20 protein-coding genes are annotated in these 15,086 nt (G+C 48.4%); all 20 read right to left on the bottom strand.

The window, feature by feature from the left end:
• Positions 1-174: 174 nt before the first annotated feature.
• The 20 genes from murA to cpu_RS03645 all read right to left on the bottom strand — a co-directional run bounded on the left by murA (position 175) and on the right by cpu_RS03645 (position 15,008).
• Positions 175-1,434 carry a UDP-N-acetylglucosamine 1-carboxyvinyltransferase gene (murA, locus tag cpu_RS03740; protein ID WP_075858701.1) on the bottom strand — a complete coding sequence of 420 codons (1,260 nt, stop codon included), beginning with the start codon at positions 1,432-1,434 and terminating at the stop codon, positions 175-177.
• Positions 1,435-1,448: 14 nt separating this feature from the next.
• Positions 1,449-2,027 carry a hypothetical protein gene (locus cpu_RS03735; RefSeq protein ID WP_075858700.1) on the bottom strand — a complete coding sequence of 193 codons (579 nt, stop codon included), beginning with the start codon at positions 2,025-2,027 and terminating at the stop codon, positions 1,449-1,451.
• 115 nt (positions 2,028-2,142) lie between these two features.
• On the bottom strand, positions 2,143-2,547 hold the full coding sequence (locus cpu_RS03730; protein ID WP_075858699.1) for a F0F1 ATP synthase subunit epsilon: 405 nt from the start codon (positions 2,545-2,547) through the stop codon (positions 2,143-2,145).
• Between the two features lie 2 nt (positions 2,548-2,549).
• Positions 2,550-3,971, bottom strand: coding sequence for a F0F1 ATP synthase subunit beta (gene atpD, locus cpu_RS03725; protein WP_075858698.1), 1,422 nt, complete (start codon positions 3,969-3,971; stop codon positions 2,550-2,552).
• 17 nt (positions 3,972-3,988) lie between these two features.
• Positions 3,989-4,837, bottom strand: a complete 849-nt coding sequence (atpG, locus tag cpu_RS03720) for an ATP synthase F1 subunit gamma (protein ID WP_075858697.1) — start codon at positions 4,835-4,837, stop codon at positions 3,989-3,991.
• A gap of 19 nt (positions 4,838-4,856) precedes the next feature.
• A complete protein-coding gene (gene atpA, locus cpu_RS03715; RefSeq protein WP_075858696.1) occupies positions 4,857-6,362 on the bottom strand; it encodes a F0F1 ATP synthase subunit alpha in 1,506 nt (501 codons plus the stop codon).
• 28 nt (positions 6,363-6,390) lie between these two features.
• Positions 6,391-6,924, bottom strand: a complete 534-nt coding sequence (gene atpH / locus cpu_RS03710) for an ATP synthase F1 subunit delta (RefSeq protein WP_075858695.1) — start codon at positions 6,922-6,924, stop codon at positions 6,391-6,393.
• Positions 6,924-7,403: a F0F1 ATP synthase subunit B gene (gene atpF, locus cpu_RS03705; protein WP_075858694.1), complete on the bottom strand. Its 480-nt coding sequence runs from the start codon at positions 7,401-7,403 to the stop codon at positions 6,924-6,926. The genes atpH and atpF overlap by 1 nt, the downstream gene beginning before the upstream one ends.
• A gap of 55 nt (positions 7,404-7,458) precedes the next feature.
• Entirely contained in the window at positions 7,459-7,695 is a 237-nt protein-coding gene (gene atpE / locus cpu_RS03700; RefSeq protein WP_075858693.1) for an ATP synthase F0 subunit C, read from the bottom strand.
• Positions 7,696-7,742: 47 nt separating this feature from the next.
• A complete protein-coding gene (atpB, locus tag cpu_RS03695) occupies positions 7,743-8,429 on the bottom strand; it encodes a F0F1 ATP synthase subunit A (RefSeq protein WP_234970176.1) in 687 nt (228 codons plus the stop codon).
• Positions 8,429-8,782 (bottom strand): ATP synthase subunit I, encoded by a 354-nt coding sequence (locus cpu_RS03690; RefSeq protein WP_075858692.1) that lies wholly within the window; start codon positions 8,780-8,782, stop codon positions 8,429-8,431. Before cpu_RS03690 ends, atpB begins: the two co-directional genes overlap by 1 nt.
• Before the next feature lies 1 nt (position 8,783).
• Positions 8,784-9,002 carry an AtpZ/AtpI family protein gene (locus tag cpu_RS03685; RefSeq protein ID WP_075858691.1) on the bottom strand — a complete coding sequence of 73 codons (219 nt, stop codon included), beginning with the start codon at positions 9,000-9,002 and terminating at the stop codon, positions 8,784-8,786.
• A gap of 77 nt (positions 9,003-9,079) precedes the next feature.
• Positions 9,080-10,228, bottom strand: coding sequence for a non-hydrolyzing UDP-N-acetylglucosamine 2-epimerase (gene wecB / locus cpu_RS03680; protein ID WP_075858690.1), 1,149 nt, complete (start codon positions 10,226-10,228; stop codon positions 9,080-9,082).
• 78 nt (positions 10,229-10,306) lie between these two features.
• Complete coding sequence (locus cpu_RS03675) at positions 10,307-10,615, bottom strand: MazG-like family protein (RefSeq protein WP_075858689.1); 309 nt, start codon at positions 10,613-10,615, stop codon at positions 10,307-10,309.
• 1 nt (position 10,616) lies between these two features.
• Complete coding sequence (locus cpu_RS03670) at positions 10,617-11,063, bottom strand: deoxycytidylate deaminase (protein ID WP_075858688.1); 447 nt, start codon at positions 11,061-11,063, stop codon at positions 10,617-10,619.
• A 110-nt stretch (positions 11,064-11,173) separates the two neighbouring features.
• On the bottom strand, positions 11,174-12,439 hold the full coding sequence (gene glyA, locus cpu_RS03665; protein WP_075858687.1) for a serine hydroxymethyltransferase: 1,266 nt from the start codon (positions 12,437-12,439) through the stop codon (positions 11,174-11,176).
• A 75-nt stretch (positions 12,440-12,514) separates the two neighbouring features.
• On the bottom strand, positions 12,515-12,964 hold the full coding sequence (gene rpiB / locus cpu_RS03660) for a ribose 5-phosphate isomerase B (RefSeq protein WP_075858686.1): 450 nt from the start codon (positions 12,962-12,964) through the stop codon (positions 12,515-12,517).
• Complete coding sequence (locus cpu_RS03655; RefSeq protein ID WP_075858685.1) at positions 12,942-13,421, bottom strand: low molecular weight protein arginine phosphatase; 480 nt, start codon at positions 13,419-13,421, stop codon at positions 12,942-12,944. Before cpu_RS03655 ends, rpiB begins: the two co-directional genes overlap by 23 nt.
• Positions 13,422-13,431: 10 nt before the next feature.
• The gene (locus cpu_RS03650) at positions 13,432-13,968 is read right to left on the bottom strand and encodes a manganese efflux pump MntP (RefSeq protein ID WP_075858684.1); all 537 of its coding nucleotides are present in this window, start codon (positions 13,966-13,968) and stop codon (positions 13,432-13,434) included.
• Between the two features lie 14 nt (positions 13,969-13,982).
• Positions 13,983-15,008 carry an L-threonylcarbamoyladenylate synthase gene (locus cpu_RS03645; protein WP_075858683.1) on the bottom strand — a complete coding sequence of 342 codons (1,026 nt, stop codon included), beginning with the start codon at positions 15,006-15,008 and terminating at the stop codon, positions 13,983-13,985.
• Positions 15,009-15,086: the final 78 nt, after the last annotated feature.

Here is a 15,086-nt window from a genome sequence, read left to right as displayed (position 1 = left end):
TCTCACCTCACCCCTCCCACATCCAACCTCTCAGGCGGTAGGGCCGGCTCCTGCCGGCTTAACTATTTAGGCAGCAGGAGCTGCCCCCACAGATAATCATAAAAAAATAATGGCAAATTAAATTGCCATTATGAAAGATAATAAAAAGACGGTACATTTTAAAACCAGCGTTTTTTAATCGCTTACCCTTTTTATTTTCGCTCCTAACCCCCGGAGTTTTTCTTCAAAACGCTCATAACCCCGGTCGATGTGGAAGATATGGCCTACTTCGGTGACTCCCTCGGCCACAAGGCCGGCTATAACCAAAGCCGCTCCGGCGCGCAGGTCGGTGGCTTTAACCCGGGCACCAGTTAGGCCCTCTACCCCTTCAATAACAGCCGAGCGACCTTCGATGCGGATTTTAGCTCCCATGCGGTTTAGCTCGGTTACATGCATAAACCTATTTTCAAAAACCGTTTCGGTAACTACCGAAAGGCCAGGCACAGTGGTTAGTAATGCCATCATCTGAGCCTGTAAGTCGGTAGGAAAACCAGGGTAAGGCAGGGTTTTGATGTCCAGGGGCTTTAATTTTCCTTTACTTCTTACCAGTAAGGCGTTTTGATCATCGTCCTCGATTACCTCTGCCCCTGTTTCGATAAGTTTAGCGATCAAGGGAGTTAAGTGGTCGATAATAACGTTTTCCACCAGCACTTCCCCTTGGGTTGCCACCGCAGCAATCATAAAGGTTCCTGCTTCAATGCGGTCGGGGATTACGGTGTGGTTGACTCCATCCAATTCGGCCACACCGGTAATCCGGATAACTTTTGTCCCAGCGCCTTTAATTTTAGCTCCCATATTGTTTAAAAAGTTGGCCAGGTCGACAATTTCCGGCTCTTCGGCAGCGTTTTCAATGATCGTTTGCCCATCCGCCAGGACCGCTGCCATCATAATATTTTCGGTAGCTCCAACGGAAGGAAAGTCGAGATAAACTACGTTGCCTTTTAAGCGAGGGGCTGATGCCTCTATGTAGCCATGGCCCACTTCTATTTTAGCTCCCAGAGCTTCAAATCCCTTTAAATGAAGGTCGATGGGGCGAGCACCAATGGCACATCCCCCGGGGAGGCTAATCCGCGCCCGCCCGGTTCTAGCAAGTAAGGGGCCCATAACCAAAAAAGAAGCCCGCATTTTTCGGACCTGCTCATAGGGGGCATCGTGGGATAAAATTTCCGGGGTCTGGAGTAATACTTCTCCGTCGGAAAAGTGAACTTCGGTTCCAAGGGCCTTTAAAACTTCTAACATAGTGTAGATATCGGTGAGCTCCGGAACTTCGGTAAGGCGGACAGAACCAGCGGTTAAAAGCGCTCCGGCTAAAATGGGAAGGGCTGCATTTTTAGCTCCACTAATTTTAACCCGTCCTGTTAGACGCTGCTTTCCTTCTATGATAAATTTTTCCATCTCTTTCCTCCTGCTTAGTAGTTGCCAAGCCACACGGGTATGCCCAGTTTAACCTCTGCACCCCCTGGCTTTTGCCTAATTATAAGCTGGTAGTTGATTTTTATTCCCTTTATCATTATAGCGGTATTTACGGCCGGAGTATAGCCCAAAATCACCAGGTTTTCGCCATATTTTTCGATTTTATGCACCCTTCCTTTCAGAATTTCTGCGGGATTTTTACCGGTATAGGTGAATTCCAAAAGATAGTAGCGTTGTCCTTTGAGGTGGGGGAGGAAGAAATCCGGGCCTGCAATTAACCGTTCATAGGAAGAAAAGTTTGGCTGGTATAATACCCAGTATTTTTTTCCTTCAGCAAAATATTCTGAGCCTAAATCGGCCAGAAGAAAATCGTCTTTTAGAAGGTACGATACGGTTTTTATATCGTCCGCGGGTTTTTTATTTATTTTATTTCCTAAAATAATCTTTAATTCTGCATTTTTAACGTCCGGCTGTCCCATAATTTTCTGGCAAAGTTCGTATTCGGGATAAGGATTTGCCGAAACAAAGCTTACCGCAAAAATAAATAAAAGAAAAGCCGAAAGGATTTTTTTCATGTATATCCCTCCGGCTTATAGTGTTTCCATATTTAGGTTTTTAAAACCAGTTAAAACCTCTTCCACAATAAACAATAATTAAAATTAAAAAGCGCACCGTAAAAGGCGCGCTTTTTTACATTTTTCCTGCCGCTTTAAGGCGGTTTAAAGCCCGCCGCATGGCCAGTTCTGCCCGGAGCACGTCAATATCCGGGGTACGTTTAGTTAAACGCTCCCGGGCGCGCTCCAAAGCTTTTTGCGCCCGTTCTACGTCTATTTCCTCTCCCCGCTCAGCGGCGTTGGCCAGAACCACGACTTTATTGTTTCTGACTTCTAAAAAGCCGCCGCTGACGGCTATTTTCTCGGTCTGGCCGTCTACCGTATAGCGTAAGATTCCAATATCCAAGGAAGTGATCATGGGCGCATGCAGGGGAAGGATGCCTACTTCCCCCTCCACTCCTGGCGCCACTACAAAATCAACATATTCGTTCGCCACTACCCGCTCGGGAGTGACTACTTCCAGCTTAATTTTATCGGCCATGGTTATGCACTTCCTTCAAGCTCCCGGGCCCTTTCCACCACTTCGTCGATGGTGCCCGCCATGTAGAAGCAGGTCTCCGGAATGTCGTCGTGCTTACCTTCAAGGATTTCCTTGAAGCCCCGGATGGTTTCTTTCACCGGTACATACTTACCCGGACGGCCGGTGAACGCTTCCGCCACGGTAAAGGGCTGGGATAAGAAACGCTGGAGCTTCCGGGCACGAGCCACGATTAATTTATCTTCATCGGATAGCTCGTCCATCCCAAGGATGGCGATGATATCCTGCAGTTCTTTATACCGCTGCAGCACCCGCTGTACGCCCCGGGCCACCTGGTAATGTTCCTCACCAACGACGTGCGGGTCTAAAATCCGGGAGGTGGAGTCCAGGGGATCCACCGCCGGATAAATCCCGAGCTCGGCGATCTGCCGGGACAGCACGACGGTAGCGTCTAAGTGGGCGAAAGTCGTGGCCGGAGCCGGGTCGGTTAAGTCGTCCGCCGGCACGTAAACGGCCTGCACGGAGGTAATCGATCCTTTGCGGGTGGAGGTAATCCGCTCCTGGAGCTGACCCATTTCCGTTGCCAGAGTTGGCTGATAACCCACCGCCGATGGCATCCGACCTAAGAGGGCGGACACTTCCGAACCGGCCTGGGTGAAACGGAAGATGTTGTCGATAAAGAGGAGAACGTCCTGCCCTTCTTCATCCCGGAAGTATTCCGCCATGGTAAGGCCGGTAAGACCTACTCTAAGACGGACTCCCGGAGGCTCGTTCATCTGGCCAAACACCATTATGGTCTTATCTAAAACGCCCGCTTCTTTCATCTCGTGGTAAAGGTCGTTTCCTTCCCGGGTCCGCTCTCCCACCCCGGCAAAAACGGAAATGCCACCGTGCTGCTTGGCAATGTTGTTAATAAGCTCCATAACGATAACGGTTTTACCTACGCCGGCCCCACCGAAGAGACCAATCTTTCCACCTTTTAAGAACGGTACCAAAAGGTCGATAACTTTAATCCCGGTCTCTAAGATTTCTGCCCGGGTGGACTGTTCTTCCAGGGGAGGAGCCGGCCGGTGGATGGGGTAATAATGGTCACTTTGTACCGGTCCTTTACCGTCCACCGGATCTCCTAAAACGTTTAACAGCCGTCCTAATACGGGACGACCTACCGGAACGGTAATTGGTGCTCCGGTGTCCACCACTTTCATGCCCCGTACCAGGCCGTCGGTTGACGACATCGCCACCGCCCGGACCCGGTTATTGCCCAGGTGCTGGGCAACTTCCAATGTTAAATTAATGGGCACTTCGGTGGGTGTGTCCTGGTCTTCACTTCTTATCTTTAAGGCGTTATAAATGGGCGGCACTTGGCCTGGTTCAAACTCTACGTCCACCACAACGCCGATAACCTGCACTACCCGACCTACGTTCATCAAATAACCTCCTTCTCTTAGGCCTCAAGCGCAGCGGCACCGCCTACCAGCTCGGCAATTTCCTTGGTAATCGCTGCCTGCCGGGCACGGTTTAGCTGCAAGGTAAGCTTGGCAATCATTTCCGTCGCGTTTTCGGTTGCGGTATCCATGGCGGTCATCCGGGCGCCATGTTCGGAGGCTTTGGACTCTAAAAGGGCCCGGTAAACCTGAACTTCTACATACTTGGGTAATAAGGTGTTTAATACCGCATCCGCCGACGGTTCAAAGATATATTCGCCACCCCCGGCCTCCTCTTCGGGAGCTTCCAGCGGTAGGAGTTTTACTGTCTGGGGCCGCTGGACCAAGGGGTTTACAAATTCCGAAAAGACAAGGTAAACTTCGTCAAAGGTGCCATCTAGGTACTTTTCCATAATAAAGCCAGCTATCACCCGAGCCGCCTCAAAGGAAATCGACTCGCCAAGGTTCGTAAACTCGCCGACAATTTCATAACCCCGCTTTTTAAAGAAGTCCCGGCCTTTACGTCCTACGGTAACAAGCTTGGGATTGGCAAATTCCTTCAGTTCGTTACCTGCTTTTCTAATGAGGTTGGCGTTAAAGCCGCCGCAGAGGCCGCGGTCGGCAGTGATTAAAACATAGCCGGTACTCTTTACTTCCCTTTTTTCTAAAAGGGGGTGATTGGTATCGGTGGTAGCTCCGGCTGCCCGGGCCAGAACATCCTTAATTCTTTTGGCATAGGGGCGGGAGGCCACCACCATTTCCTGGGACCGGCGAAGTTTGGCTGCTGCCACCATTTTCATGGCTTTGGTGATTTGCTGGGTGCTTTTAATACTTTTAATTCGCCGGCGTAAATCCCGCATACTGGGCATTTTCTCTCACCACCTTCTTTTAAGCGAAGGTTTTCTTAAATTCTTCGATAGCTGACTTTAGACGACTGGTTAAGTCTTCGGTTAAGACCCCTTTAGTGCGGATTTCTTCACCAATTTGCGGATAGTTGGCCCGCATAAACTTTAAGAACTCCGCCTCAAAGGGTCGGACTTTTTCCACCGGAAGATCATCTAAGTAGCCGTTAACCGCAGCAAAAATCGCCATAACCTGCTCTTCTACCGGCATGGGCTGGTACTGGTCCTGCTTTAAGAGCTCCACCAGCCGTTCCCCCCGGGTAAGGCGGGCAAGAGTAGCTTTATCAAGGTCCGAACCAAACTGGGCAAAAGCTGCCAATTCCCGGTACTGAGCCAGGTCCAGCCGTAAGCTTCCGGCGACCTGCTTCATCGCTTTAATTTGCGCCGCACCACCGACCCGGGAAACGGAAAGACCGACGTTCACCGCCGGGCGAACACCGGAGTAGAACAGGTCTGACTCCAGGTAAATTTGCCCGTCGGTAATGGAGATAACGTTGGTCGGTATGTAGGCCGACACGTCTCCCGCCTGGGTCTCAATGATGGGCAGTGCCGTTAAGCTGCCGCCGCCGTATTCGTCGGACATTTTGGCAGCCCGCTCCAGTAAACGGGAGTGGAGGTAAAACACGTCACCCGGGAACGCTTCCCGACCGGGAGGACGGCGGAGTAATAGAGATAGCTCCCGGTAGGCGGCTGCCTGTTTGGTAAGGTCGTCGTAAACCACAAGAACGTGTTTCCCCTGCTCCATAAACTCTTCTCCCATAGCACAGCCGGCGTAAGGGGCTATATAGAGAAGGGGAGCCGGGTCGGATGCCGTCGCCGAAACTACTATGGTGTAGTCCATGGCTCCGTGGTCTTTTAAGGTTTGCACTACTTTAGCCACGGTGGAAGCTTTCTGACCTATAGCCACGTAAATACAAATAACATCGGTGTTTTTCTGGTTTATAATGGTGTCTATAGCCACTGCCGTTTTTCCGGTCTGGCGGTCACCGATAATTAACTCCCGCTGACCGCGGCCAATGGGAATCATCGAGTCGATAGCTTTAAGACCGGTTTGCAGGGGCTCGTGCACGGACTTCCGGGTTATTACCCCCGGGGCAATCCGTTCTACCGGACGATATTTATCGGTTACAATCGGGCCTTTGCCATCTAAAGGCTGACCTAATGGGTTTACTACCCGACCGATTAAAGCATCCCCGACCGGGACGGATACCACCTTGCCGGTTCTTTTAACGGTATCCCCTTCTTTAATGTGGGTATAGGGGCCAAGGATAACGCAACCCACGTTGTCTTCTTCGAGGTTTAGCGCCATGCCTAAAACCCCGCCCGGAAACTCTAAAAGCTCGGAAGCCATACAGTCTTCCAAACCGTAAACCCGGGCTATACCGTCACCGACCTGGATGACCGTCCCCACGGAGCTGACTTCAACCTGCACCTGGTAGTTTTCTATTTGCTGTTTTATGATTGAGCCAATCTCTTCAGGCCGTAAACTCATGGGGATTTATCACCTCGCAGTTTTAACCTTAACCATAAATACTACGCTTTAAACGGTAAAGCTGGTTTTTGATACTGCCGTCGTAAACTTTATTGCCAACGCGCACCACTATACCGCCAATTAATTCGGGATTAGTGCTGACCTTTAAAGCTACTTTTTTCCCGGAAAGGCTGGAAAGCTTTTCTTTGATTAAATTGGCAAGGTCTCCTTTTAATTCCCGGGCCGATTCCACCAGCACCAAAAGCTCTCCCCGTTCTTCCCGCAGTTTTTCCGCAAAAAGGGCAATGATTTCCGGAAGGTAAACTTCACGGCGTTTATCCACCAAAAGCTTCAAAAAGCTCCGGGTTATGGAATCAAGTCCAGGAAAAATTTCGGTAAACAGCTCTTTTTTGGCCGCTGGAATTAGCACCGGGTTTTCGAGAAGTTTTTTTACTTCTGGATTGTCGTTTAAAGTTTTTTCCAGAAGCTCAAAGTCGTGAGCCACTTTTTCCAGAGCCCCTTTTTCCCGGGCCAGTTCAAACAGGGCGGACGCGTATCTTTTAGCAACAGCCAAGGATTTCATTACATTTTCACCTCATTTAAAAACTCGTCCACCAGCTTTTGATGGTCTTCCAAGGTCACCGCCCGGTTTAAGATTTTACCCGCAGCAAGCACTGCCAGGTTGCCGATTTCCTGACGAAGCTCCCTTAAAGCTTTTTCTTTTTCCTGGCTAATCGTAACTTTCGCGTCGGCCAGCAAGGCTTGAGCTTCCCGCTGGGCAGTAGCGATAATTTCTTCTTTTTCTGCTTGAGCAGTCTTTTGGGCTTTTGCTATTATTTCCCGCGCTTCTTCCCGGGCACGGGCAATCATGCCGTCGTATTCGGCTTTGATCCTTTCCGCCTCTTCCTGAGCTTTGGCGGCTTTTTCTAAAGACTCTTCAATGGATTTTTTCCGGTCATCAATGGTTTTTAAGACCGGTTTGTAGAGAAGGACTTTTAAAATGTATAAAAGGACAAAAAAGTTTATTATTGTCCAGATAAAATCAGACCAGTGAAATTCCACTAAATAATCCTCCCTTCAAACGGGATAAAACCGCACCGCTAAAAACAGTGCGGTCTTAGCTCATCTTGCCAAGCAGCATGAAGGCGATAACCAAACCGTAAATGGTGAGGGTTTCCATGAAAGCAAGGGCGATAATTAAGAAGGTCTGAACGGTACCCCGGACTTCCGGCTGGCGAGCCATAGCTTCAAACGCTTTACCGGCAGCGATACCCTGACCGATACCACTACCAATCGCTCCAAAACCTACCGCAATACCCGCACCAATAGCGATTAAACCTGCAACTAAACTCATTATTAAATCCACCTCCGCAAAGATTTAGAAAATTTTAAAGCCAAAAATTAATGGTGTTCGTCGTGCACCGCTTCCCCGATATAGGAACTGGTAAGAAGCGTAAACACCACCGCCTGAATGGCGCCGGTAAGAACCCCTAAAAGGTTAAAGACCACCGGGATTAGCATCGGGACTAAACCCATAAAGGTCCCAACCACCAGCTCGTGCCCGTAAATATTCCCGTATAACCGCATGGAAAGGCTTAAAGGCCTTACCAGCTGCTCTAAGATATTTAAGGGCAACATAAAAATAAAGGGGGTTGTAAAATGTTTAAAGTAGCCAAGGCCTTTTTCGGCGATGCCGAAAAATTGGGTGGCAAAAAAGACGATGATCGCCAGTGCCGCTGTGACACTAATGGTTGAGGTCGGCGGAACGTACGGCCCTTCGTGCCCGGCAAACGGCAGTAAGCCTACATAGTTGGAAATAAGGATAAATAAGAAGAACGTTGCAATAAAGGGGAAATACTTTGGCGCTTTTTTCTCCCCAATAATACCGCCGATAAAATTATAAAGTCCTTCTACGGCCATCTCGAGGATGTTTTGTAACCCCCGGGGAACACGCTCCATCTTTCTTGTTCCAAGGTAAGAAATCAGAGCTAAAAAAGCCATTACTCCCCAGGCCGTTTTCACATAGAGGCTTGGATGTAAAAGTCCTTCTAAAAGGCCGGTACTTTCCGCCATGCTCCCAAACACCACTACTCACCTCCTCTACCCGATAATCCCAAGCCCAAAAGGCTTAGTTTTAAAAAAGAAAAGCCTAAAAGAAAACCAACAATCTCCCCTACACCTTTTCTCACTAAAAAGAAAACTAATATGGCTAAAAGGATTAGCCTTAAATAGTAGCTTATTAAGACTAACCCCTTCCCCCGACCAATTTTACTGCCAAGCCCCACGGTAAGTGAAATGGCGAGCAAATTTAAAAAACCCGCTACCCCACCAATAATAAAACCATACCCGTAGGCCGGTTCTACTTCCAGGTATAAGAAATAAGCAACTGCTGTAAAAAGAAGGGGTAAAACAAAAATAAAAATTAGTTTCTTTTTTATCATGTTATTTTTCCCGGGTAAATTCAAAAATCACTTTAAAAGCGGTAGCGACCCCTAGCACCAAAAAAACAAAGGTAAGCCAGGGATAGGTGGCAAACTTTTTATCCAGGATGCCTCCCAGCCAAACACCACCTACCACGGAAAATACCATGGTGGTAGCCAGTTGCACGGATCTTGCCAAAAAATAATAAGGGTTTTTGTTGCCGTTGCCCTTTTCCGGCATCCCGCCACCCCCGCTAAAATAAGCCATTTTACTTTATTCAACATAATAAAGCAAAATCCTGCTTAGTGATAACATTCTCAAGAATTTGCAGAAAATTCTTCCGGAGGAGTTGGGTCTATTTTATAATAATACTTTAATGCTTGATATATTCTTTGAGCCGCTTTACCATCGCCATAGGGGTTTACGGCATTGGCCATTTTATGATACGCTTCTTTGTCGGTAAGAAGCTCTTTTAAATTTCGATAAACCGCCTCTTCACCGCTACCAATTAACCGCACCGTTCCTGCCTCTACCGCTTCCGGTCGTTCAGTAGTATCCCTTAACACCAACACCGGCTTACCTAAAGACGGGGCTTCTTCCTGCATCCCGCCGGAATCGGTAAGTACCAGGTACGACCGGGCCATTAAATTAGCAAAAGGTTCGTAGTCCATAGGTTCTACTAAGTAGACCCGGGGATGCTCCCCCATTACTTCTTTTACCGCTTCCCGGACCACCGGGTTTTTATGGACCGGAAAAACTATGCGGACGTCTTCGACCTCGGCAAGGATTTTCAATACCCCGCGGTAGATATTTTTTAACGGTTCTCCCCAGTTTTCCCGCCGGTGGGTGGTCATTAAAATAATCCTGCCCGGCTGGTTTAGGATCTTTTCTATTTCCGGGCTAAACTTATAGTTTTCTTTTACAGTGTAAAAAAGCGCATCAATGACGGTATTACCGGTGACAAAAATTTTTTCCGGGCTTACCCCTTCTTTTAAGAGGTTGTCCCGGGAAGTTTTGGTTGGTGCAAAATGAAGATCGGTTAGCGCCCCGGTAAGTTTACGGTTCATTTCCTCCGGCCAGGGGGAGTATTTATTCCCGGTGCGAAGGCCTGCTTCCACGTGGCCTACCGGGATTTGCCGGTAAAAGGCTGCTAGAGCCCCCACAAAGGTAGTGGTGGTATCGCCGTGGACTAATACCATATCGGGCCTGGCCTCTTCTAAAACGTCCGCAAGACCTAAAAGGGCCCGGGCGGTTAAATCCGGCAGGGTCTGCCGGGGGGTCATCAGGTTTAAGTCGAAGTCCGGAGTAATGTTAAAAAGCTCTAAAACCTGGTCCAGCATTTCTCGGTGCTGGGCGGTAACCGCTAAGCTCGTTTCAAATTCCGGAGATTCTTTTAATATTTTATACACCGGCGCCATTTTTATGGCTTCCGGCCGAGTACCAAAGATTAAAAGTATTTTCGGCATCGCTACTCCTTTCTAAATGGTAGTCGGTGGAGGGTAATTTATTTTTTCGTTTACCAACCGCTTAACACCGACCACCGGCTACCGTTTTAAATATCCTTTTTGGATTAGTTTATCAATATGCTCTCTTAGGGCTTTTTCAATATCTACGCCGTACATTTCTTCTAAAACAAACATCATCGATACTGCCGTCTGGGCTACATCAAGGAGCTCCTTGGTAATAAGCTTGGCCACTTCTTCTTCGGATAAGCCCCGCTCCCCGGAAAGCCCGCGAAACTTGCCAATAGCCTGGGCCAACTCCCCGGCTTCTTCCATAAGTTTTAAAGCCGTAGACTCTAAAGTAGGTGTAAGTCCATTTAAACGGGGTAGTGCAATAATTTTTTGCTCCATTTTATCCCTCCCCGTACTTTTCCACTAAAATTCCCGCTTCCTGAAAAAGCCGCATCGCCAGAGGATCCGGATACTCCCCTTTGTAAACCACCCGGACTACCCCGGCATTGATCAGCATTTTGGCACACAGAGAGCAGGGCTGGTGGGTTATATAGATAGTGCTACCGGGAGTAGATACTCCATAAACCGCCGCCTGGATTATGGCGTTTTGTTCAGCGTGAAGCCCCCGGCAGAGTTCGTGGCGTTGGCCGGAGGGGATGTGCTCCTGCTCCCGAAGGCAGCCCACGGTCTCGCAGTGGGCAACCCCTTTGGGAGCACCGTTATAGCCGGTAGCTAAAACCCGATTATCTTTTACCAAAACCGCACCTACCTGCCGCCGCAGGCAGGTGGAGCGGGTCTTTACTACCTCGGTTATTTGCATAAAATACTCATCCCAGGACGGACGCATGAAAACACCTCTTTGAGAAGTGAGAGGTGAGAGGTTAGAGGTGAGATTTTTTATTTTCACACATCCCACTTCACACCTCTTACTTCTAATAGAGTCGACCCTAAGGAAATTTACCCATTATACGGTAACTTATCGTACAGCGGGAAGCGATTTAACAGGTCCTGTACTTTTCGGGCTGCCTCCCGGTGTTTTTCTTCCTTTTCCGGGTTCTTTAAGACCAGAGCTATAATTTCGGCAATTTCAGCCATTTCTCCTTCTTTCATGCCCCGAGAAGTTACCGCCGGGGTGCCAATCCGAATGCCCGAAGTGACGTTAGGGGATTCGGGATCATAGGGAATAGCATTTTTGTTTACCGTAACCCCAATTTCATCCAAGAGTTGTTCTGCCCTTTTACCGGTAAGTCCGACTGGGCGCACATCGACCAGCATTAGATGGTTATCAGTACCACCCGATACTAATCTTAAGCCTTGATGCCCCAATTCCTGGGCTAAAGCTTTAGCGTTTTTCACCACTTGCTGCTGGTACTCTTTAAATTCCGGAGTTAAGGCTTCTTTAAAAGCCACCGCTTTTGCGGCAATAACATGCATTAAGGGGCCCCCCTGCACCCCTGGAAAAACGGTTTTATCGATTTTGGCGGCGTGTTCGGCTTTGCAGAAAATTACACCGCCCCGGGGGCCACGCAGGGTTTTATGGGTGGTAGTGGTGACCACATCGGCATATGGGATTGGAGAGGGATGGAGCCCTACCGCAACTAATCCGGCAATATGGGCCATGTCAACCATGAGATAAGCGCCTACTTCATCGGCAATTTCCTTTAAGTGCCGAAAGTCGATCACCCGGGGATAAGCTGACGCCCCGGCAACAATCATCTTGGGCTTATGTTTATAGGCAAGCTCAAAGACCTTTTCGTAATTTATTTTTTCGGTATCCGGTTCGACCCCGTAGCTTATAAAGTTGTAAAGTTTTCCGGAAAAATTTACCGGACTTCCGTGGGTTAGGTGTCCCCCGTGGGCAAGATTCATCCCCAAAACCGTATCGCCTGGTTCCAAAAAAGCCATATAGGCTGCCATGTTGGCCTGAGCGCCGGAATGGGGTTGAACGTTGACGTGCTCCGCGCCAAAAAGCTGTTTAGCCCGCTCCCGGGCCAGATTTTCCACCACGTCCACATATTCGCAGCCCCCGTAGTACCGTTTGCCAGGAAGACCTTCGGCGTACTTATTGGTAAGGTGGCTACCCATCGCCTCCATTACGGCCCGGCTTACAAAGTTTTCGGAGGCAATAAGCTCAATCTTTTCCCGTTGCCGGGAGAGTTCTTGCTCCATCGCCGCAAAAATTTCGGGGTCTACCTCTTTTAAGCGAAAATTTAGATGGGTCATTTTTTCACGCTCCCTTTTATTATAGATACTTGGAAATTAGAAGTAAGAAAAAACCTTGTTTCCATTTCTCACATCTTATCTCAAATATTTCTTCTCTATTCCCGCTATTTTTTCTACCCGGCGGGCGTGGCGGCCACCTTCAAAGGAGGCTCCCAGAAAAGTATCTACTATGTCAAGAGCAAGGCCTGTCCCCACTACCCGGGCCCCCAAGGCTAAGACGTTGGCATTGTTATGCTCCCGGGCCGAATGAGCAGAAAAAGTATCCGAGCATAAAGCTGCTCGAATGCCGGGCACTTTATTGGCAGCAATGGAAATACCTATCCCCGTGCCGCAGATTACAATACCAAAATCCGCTTCTTTTTTTACCACCGCTTCCGCCACAGCTTCGCCAAAGTCGGGGTAATCGACAGCTTCCGCTGAAAACGTGCCTTTATCAAGGACCAAAAGGCCTTTTTTTTCCAAATGCTTTTTAACTTCTTCTTTCAAGTTAAATCCTGCATGATCAGACCCGATCGCTATTTTCATCTTCCTCCGCTCCTTTAGCTTCAATTTTAGCAATTAATTTTAAAATAAGCTGTTTCAACTCCAAAGCCGTCTGCCGGTAGACCTCAATGTCCCCGCCAAAGGGATCGGCTACATCGCCTTCTTCACCTACATATTCTTTTAAGGTATATACTTTGTTTCCCAGGTCGGGAAAAAGTTGTAAAAGAGCTTCTTTATGTCCCCGGCTCATAGTCAAGATGAGGTCTGCCTCCCGGGTAATCCCTTCAAAAAGGCGGGTTGCTTTATGGGAGGAAAGGTCAATCCCTTCCTCCTGAAGGGCTTGCACCGCCTGCTCCGTAGCAGGGTCGCCGTCCAAGGCATAAAGCCCCACCGACAGCGCTTCGTGGGCCAGACCTTTTTCAGCTGCAATTTTATTAAATAAATATTGGGCCATTGGGCTTCGGCAGGTATTACCGGTGCATACAAATAAGATGTTCATACCTCACCCCCTAAAAGATAAGCTTCCCCGCAATTAATAATAAAATTAGCCCACCTACTAATTGAGCCCGTTCCCCGAAAACTTTGCTTACCCTTCGACCTGTTATTAGCCCGGCCAGGGTCATTAAGCCGGCTATAATACCAGTGGTGAGAGCAACTAGCCAGAGGTTTACTTTTACCGTGCCCAGGGTAAAGCCTACCGATAAAGCATCCATACTAACCGAAAGGCCAATGATTAAAAGTCCAGCGAGATTATAATTAATAGTTGGAAGCTTGTCTTCCGGAGAAAGACCTTGCCTTATCATTTTATAGCCCAGGTAGATTAAGATAGCAGCACCGATATAAGTGGCAACCCTTCCCAAAAACCTTCCCGTTAAATCACCAGCATACCAGCCAAGAATAGGCATTACGATATGGTAAACTAAAACTGTAAGGGATAGGGCGATAATTTCCTGCCGTTTAATTCGCCCCATCCCCAGACCTACACACAGGGAAAAGGAGTCGGTACCCAAAGCCACTGCCAGTAAAGTAATTTCCCAAAAACTCATTGTAGTCCTCCCAATTATGATATAAACTTGCCCGCTGCTGCTTTTTTTAAGCGGTTCATCAAGGCCAAATAAAGACCTTCCTCGGGGTAGGTCTCCGCTAAAATAATTTCCACATCCATCCGGTCAAATTCCCGGAGTTTATCGTATAAATTATGGAGAAGTTCGGAAGGATTACTTTGACTCCCCAGGGTTAAAAGCTTACCTTTGAAAGCTTTTAAATATTTTTCCCGGGTTTCATAAGATACCAGTAAGCCCACTTTTTTACCCTGGGAAAGATAGTTCCGGGCGCTATCCCCAATATCCGGAGCTTTTATAAGATAAAGCGGCGCTTTCGGGGCATAATGGGGGTATTTCATCCCCGGCGCCTTAGGTGCCTTCAGGTCTTGGGGACTAAAGTGGCGAACCTCGCCTAAGACTTCCGCCAACATTTCCGGAGTTATTCCTCCTGGTCTTAGGATTACCGGAGGCTCTACCGTTAAATCTAATACCGTCGACTCAACTCCTATGCGGCAAGACCCGCCAGCTAACACCGCCGCAATTTTCCCGGATAAGTCTTCAAGCACATGCTCGGGACTGGTAGGACTGGGTCGTCCAGACCGATTGGCACTGGGAGCGGCAATGGGGGTTTTTGCCGCTTCGATCAGCATCACCGCCACCGGATGGTCGGGAAGGCGCACCGCAACGGTAGGAAGGCCGGCGGAAACCACCTCAGGAACTTCTGCCCGCCGGGGCAGGACTAAAGTTAAAGGGCCCGGCCAAAATTTCTCGATAAGTCTTTGGGCTCTAGAATCAACCTTAGCAGCTACTTTATATATATCTTCGTGCCGGGCAATATGAATAATTAAAGGATTATCCTGAGGACGCCCCTTGGCTGCAAAGATTTTTAATACCGCCGCGGAGTTAAAGGCATCGGCTCCTAAACCATAAACCGTCTCGGTAGGAAACGCCACTAGCTCTCCTTTTTTAATGTACGCGGACGCTTCATTGATAATATGTAGTTCGGGATTTTCAGGATTTACCGTTAAAATTTTGGTCTCCATTTTTGCACCTTTGTTCACTATGAGGTTATTTTCATATACATTATCTTACTTTAATTAAGTTTTTCCGGCAAGTTTTCT

It is taken from the genome of Carboxydothermus pertinax, from assembly GCF_001950255.1.
Classification (GTDB): domain Bacteria; phylum Bacillota; class Z-2901; order Carboxydothermales; family Carboxydothermaceae; genus Carboxydothermus; species Carboxydothermus pertinax.
This window is presented reverse-complemented; position numbering and strand designations above follow the sequence as displayed.

Bases quoted from the DNA above. Each gene is read 5' to 3' on its own strand.
- murA (WP_075858701.1), bottom strand. From the start codon at position 1,434: ATGGAAAAATTTATCATAGAAGGAAAGCAGCGTCTAACAGGACGGGTT.
- cpu_RS03735 (WP_075858700.1), bottom strand. From the start codon at position 2,027: ATGAAAAAAATCCTTTCGGCTTTTCTTTTATTTATTTTTGCGGTAAGC.
- cpu_RS03730 (WP_075858699.1), bottom strand. From the start codon at position 2,547: ATGGCCGATAAAATTAAGCTGGAAGTAGTCACTCCCGAGCGGGTAGTG.
- atpD (WP_075858698.1), bottom strand. From the start codon at position 3,971: ATGAACGTAGGTCGGGTAGTGCAGGTTATCGGCGTTGTGGTGGACGTA.
- atpG (WP_075858697.1), bottom strand. From the start codon at position 4,837: ATGCCCAGTATGCGGGATTTACGCCGGCGAATTAAAAGTATTAAAAGC.
- atpA (WP_075858696.1), bottom strand. From the start codon at position 6,362: ATGAGTTTACGGCCTGAAGAGATTGGCTCAATCATAAAACAGCAAATA.
- atpH (WP_075858695.1), bottom strand. From the start codon at position 6,924: ATGAAATCCTTGGCTGTTGCTAAAAGATACGCGTCCGCCCTGTTTGAA.
- atpE (WP_075858693.1), bottom strand. From the start codon at position 7,695: ATGAGTTTAGTTGCAGGTTTAATCGCTATTGGTGCGGGTATTGCGGTA.
- cpu_RS03690 (WP_075858692.1), bottom strand. From the start codon at position 8,782: ATGATAAAAAAGAAACTAATTTTTATTTTTGTTTTACCCCTTCTTTTT.
- cpu_RS03685 (WP_075858691.1), bottom strand. From the start codon at position 9,002: ATGCCGGAAAAGGGCAACGGCAACAAAAACCCTTATTATTTTTTGGCA.
- wecB (WP_075858690.1), bottom strand. From the start codon at position 10,228: ATGCCGAAAATACTTTTAATCTTTGGTACTCGGCCGGAAGCCATAAAA.
- cpu_RS03675 (WP_075858689.1), bottom strand. From the start codon at position 10,615: ATGGAGCAAAAAATTATTGCACTACCCCGTTTAAATGGACTTACACCT.
- cpu_RS03670 (WP_075858688.1), bottom strand. From the start codon at position 11,063: ATGCGTCCGTCCTGGGATGAGTATTTTATGCAAATAACCGAGGTAGTA.
- glyA (WP_075858687.1), bottom strand. From the start codon at position 12,439: ATGACCCATCTAAATTTTCGCTTAAAAGAGGTAGACCCCGAAATTTTT.
- rpiB (WP_075858686.1), bottom strand. From the start codon at position 12,964: ATGAAAATAGCGATCGGGTCTGATCATGCAGGATTTAACTTGAAAGAA.
- cpu_RS03655 (WP_075858685.1), bottom strand. From the start codon at position 13,421: ATGAACATCTTATTTGTATGCACCGGTAATACCTGCCGAAGCCCAATG.
- cpu_RS03650 (WP_075858684.1), bottom strand. From the start codon at position 13,968: ATGAGTTTTTGGGAAATTACTTTACTGGCAGTGGCTTTGGGTACCGAC.
- cpu_RS03645 (WP_075858683.1), bottom strand. From the start codon at position 15,008: ATGGAGACCAAAATTTTAACGGTAAATCCTGAAAATCCCGAACTACAT.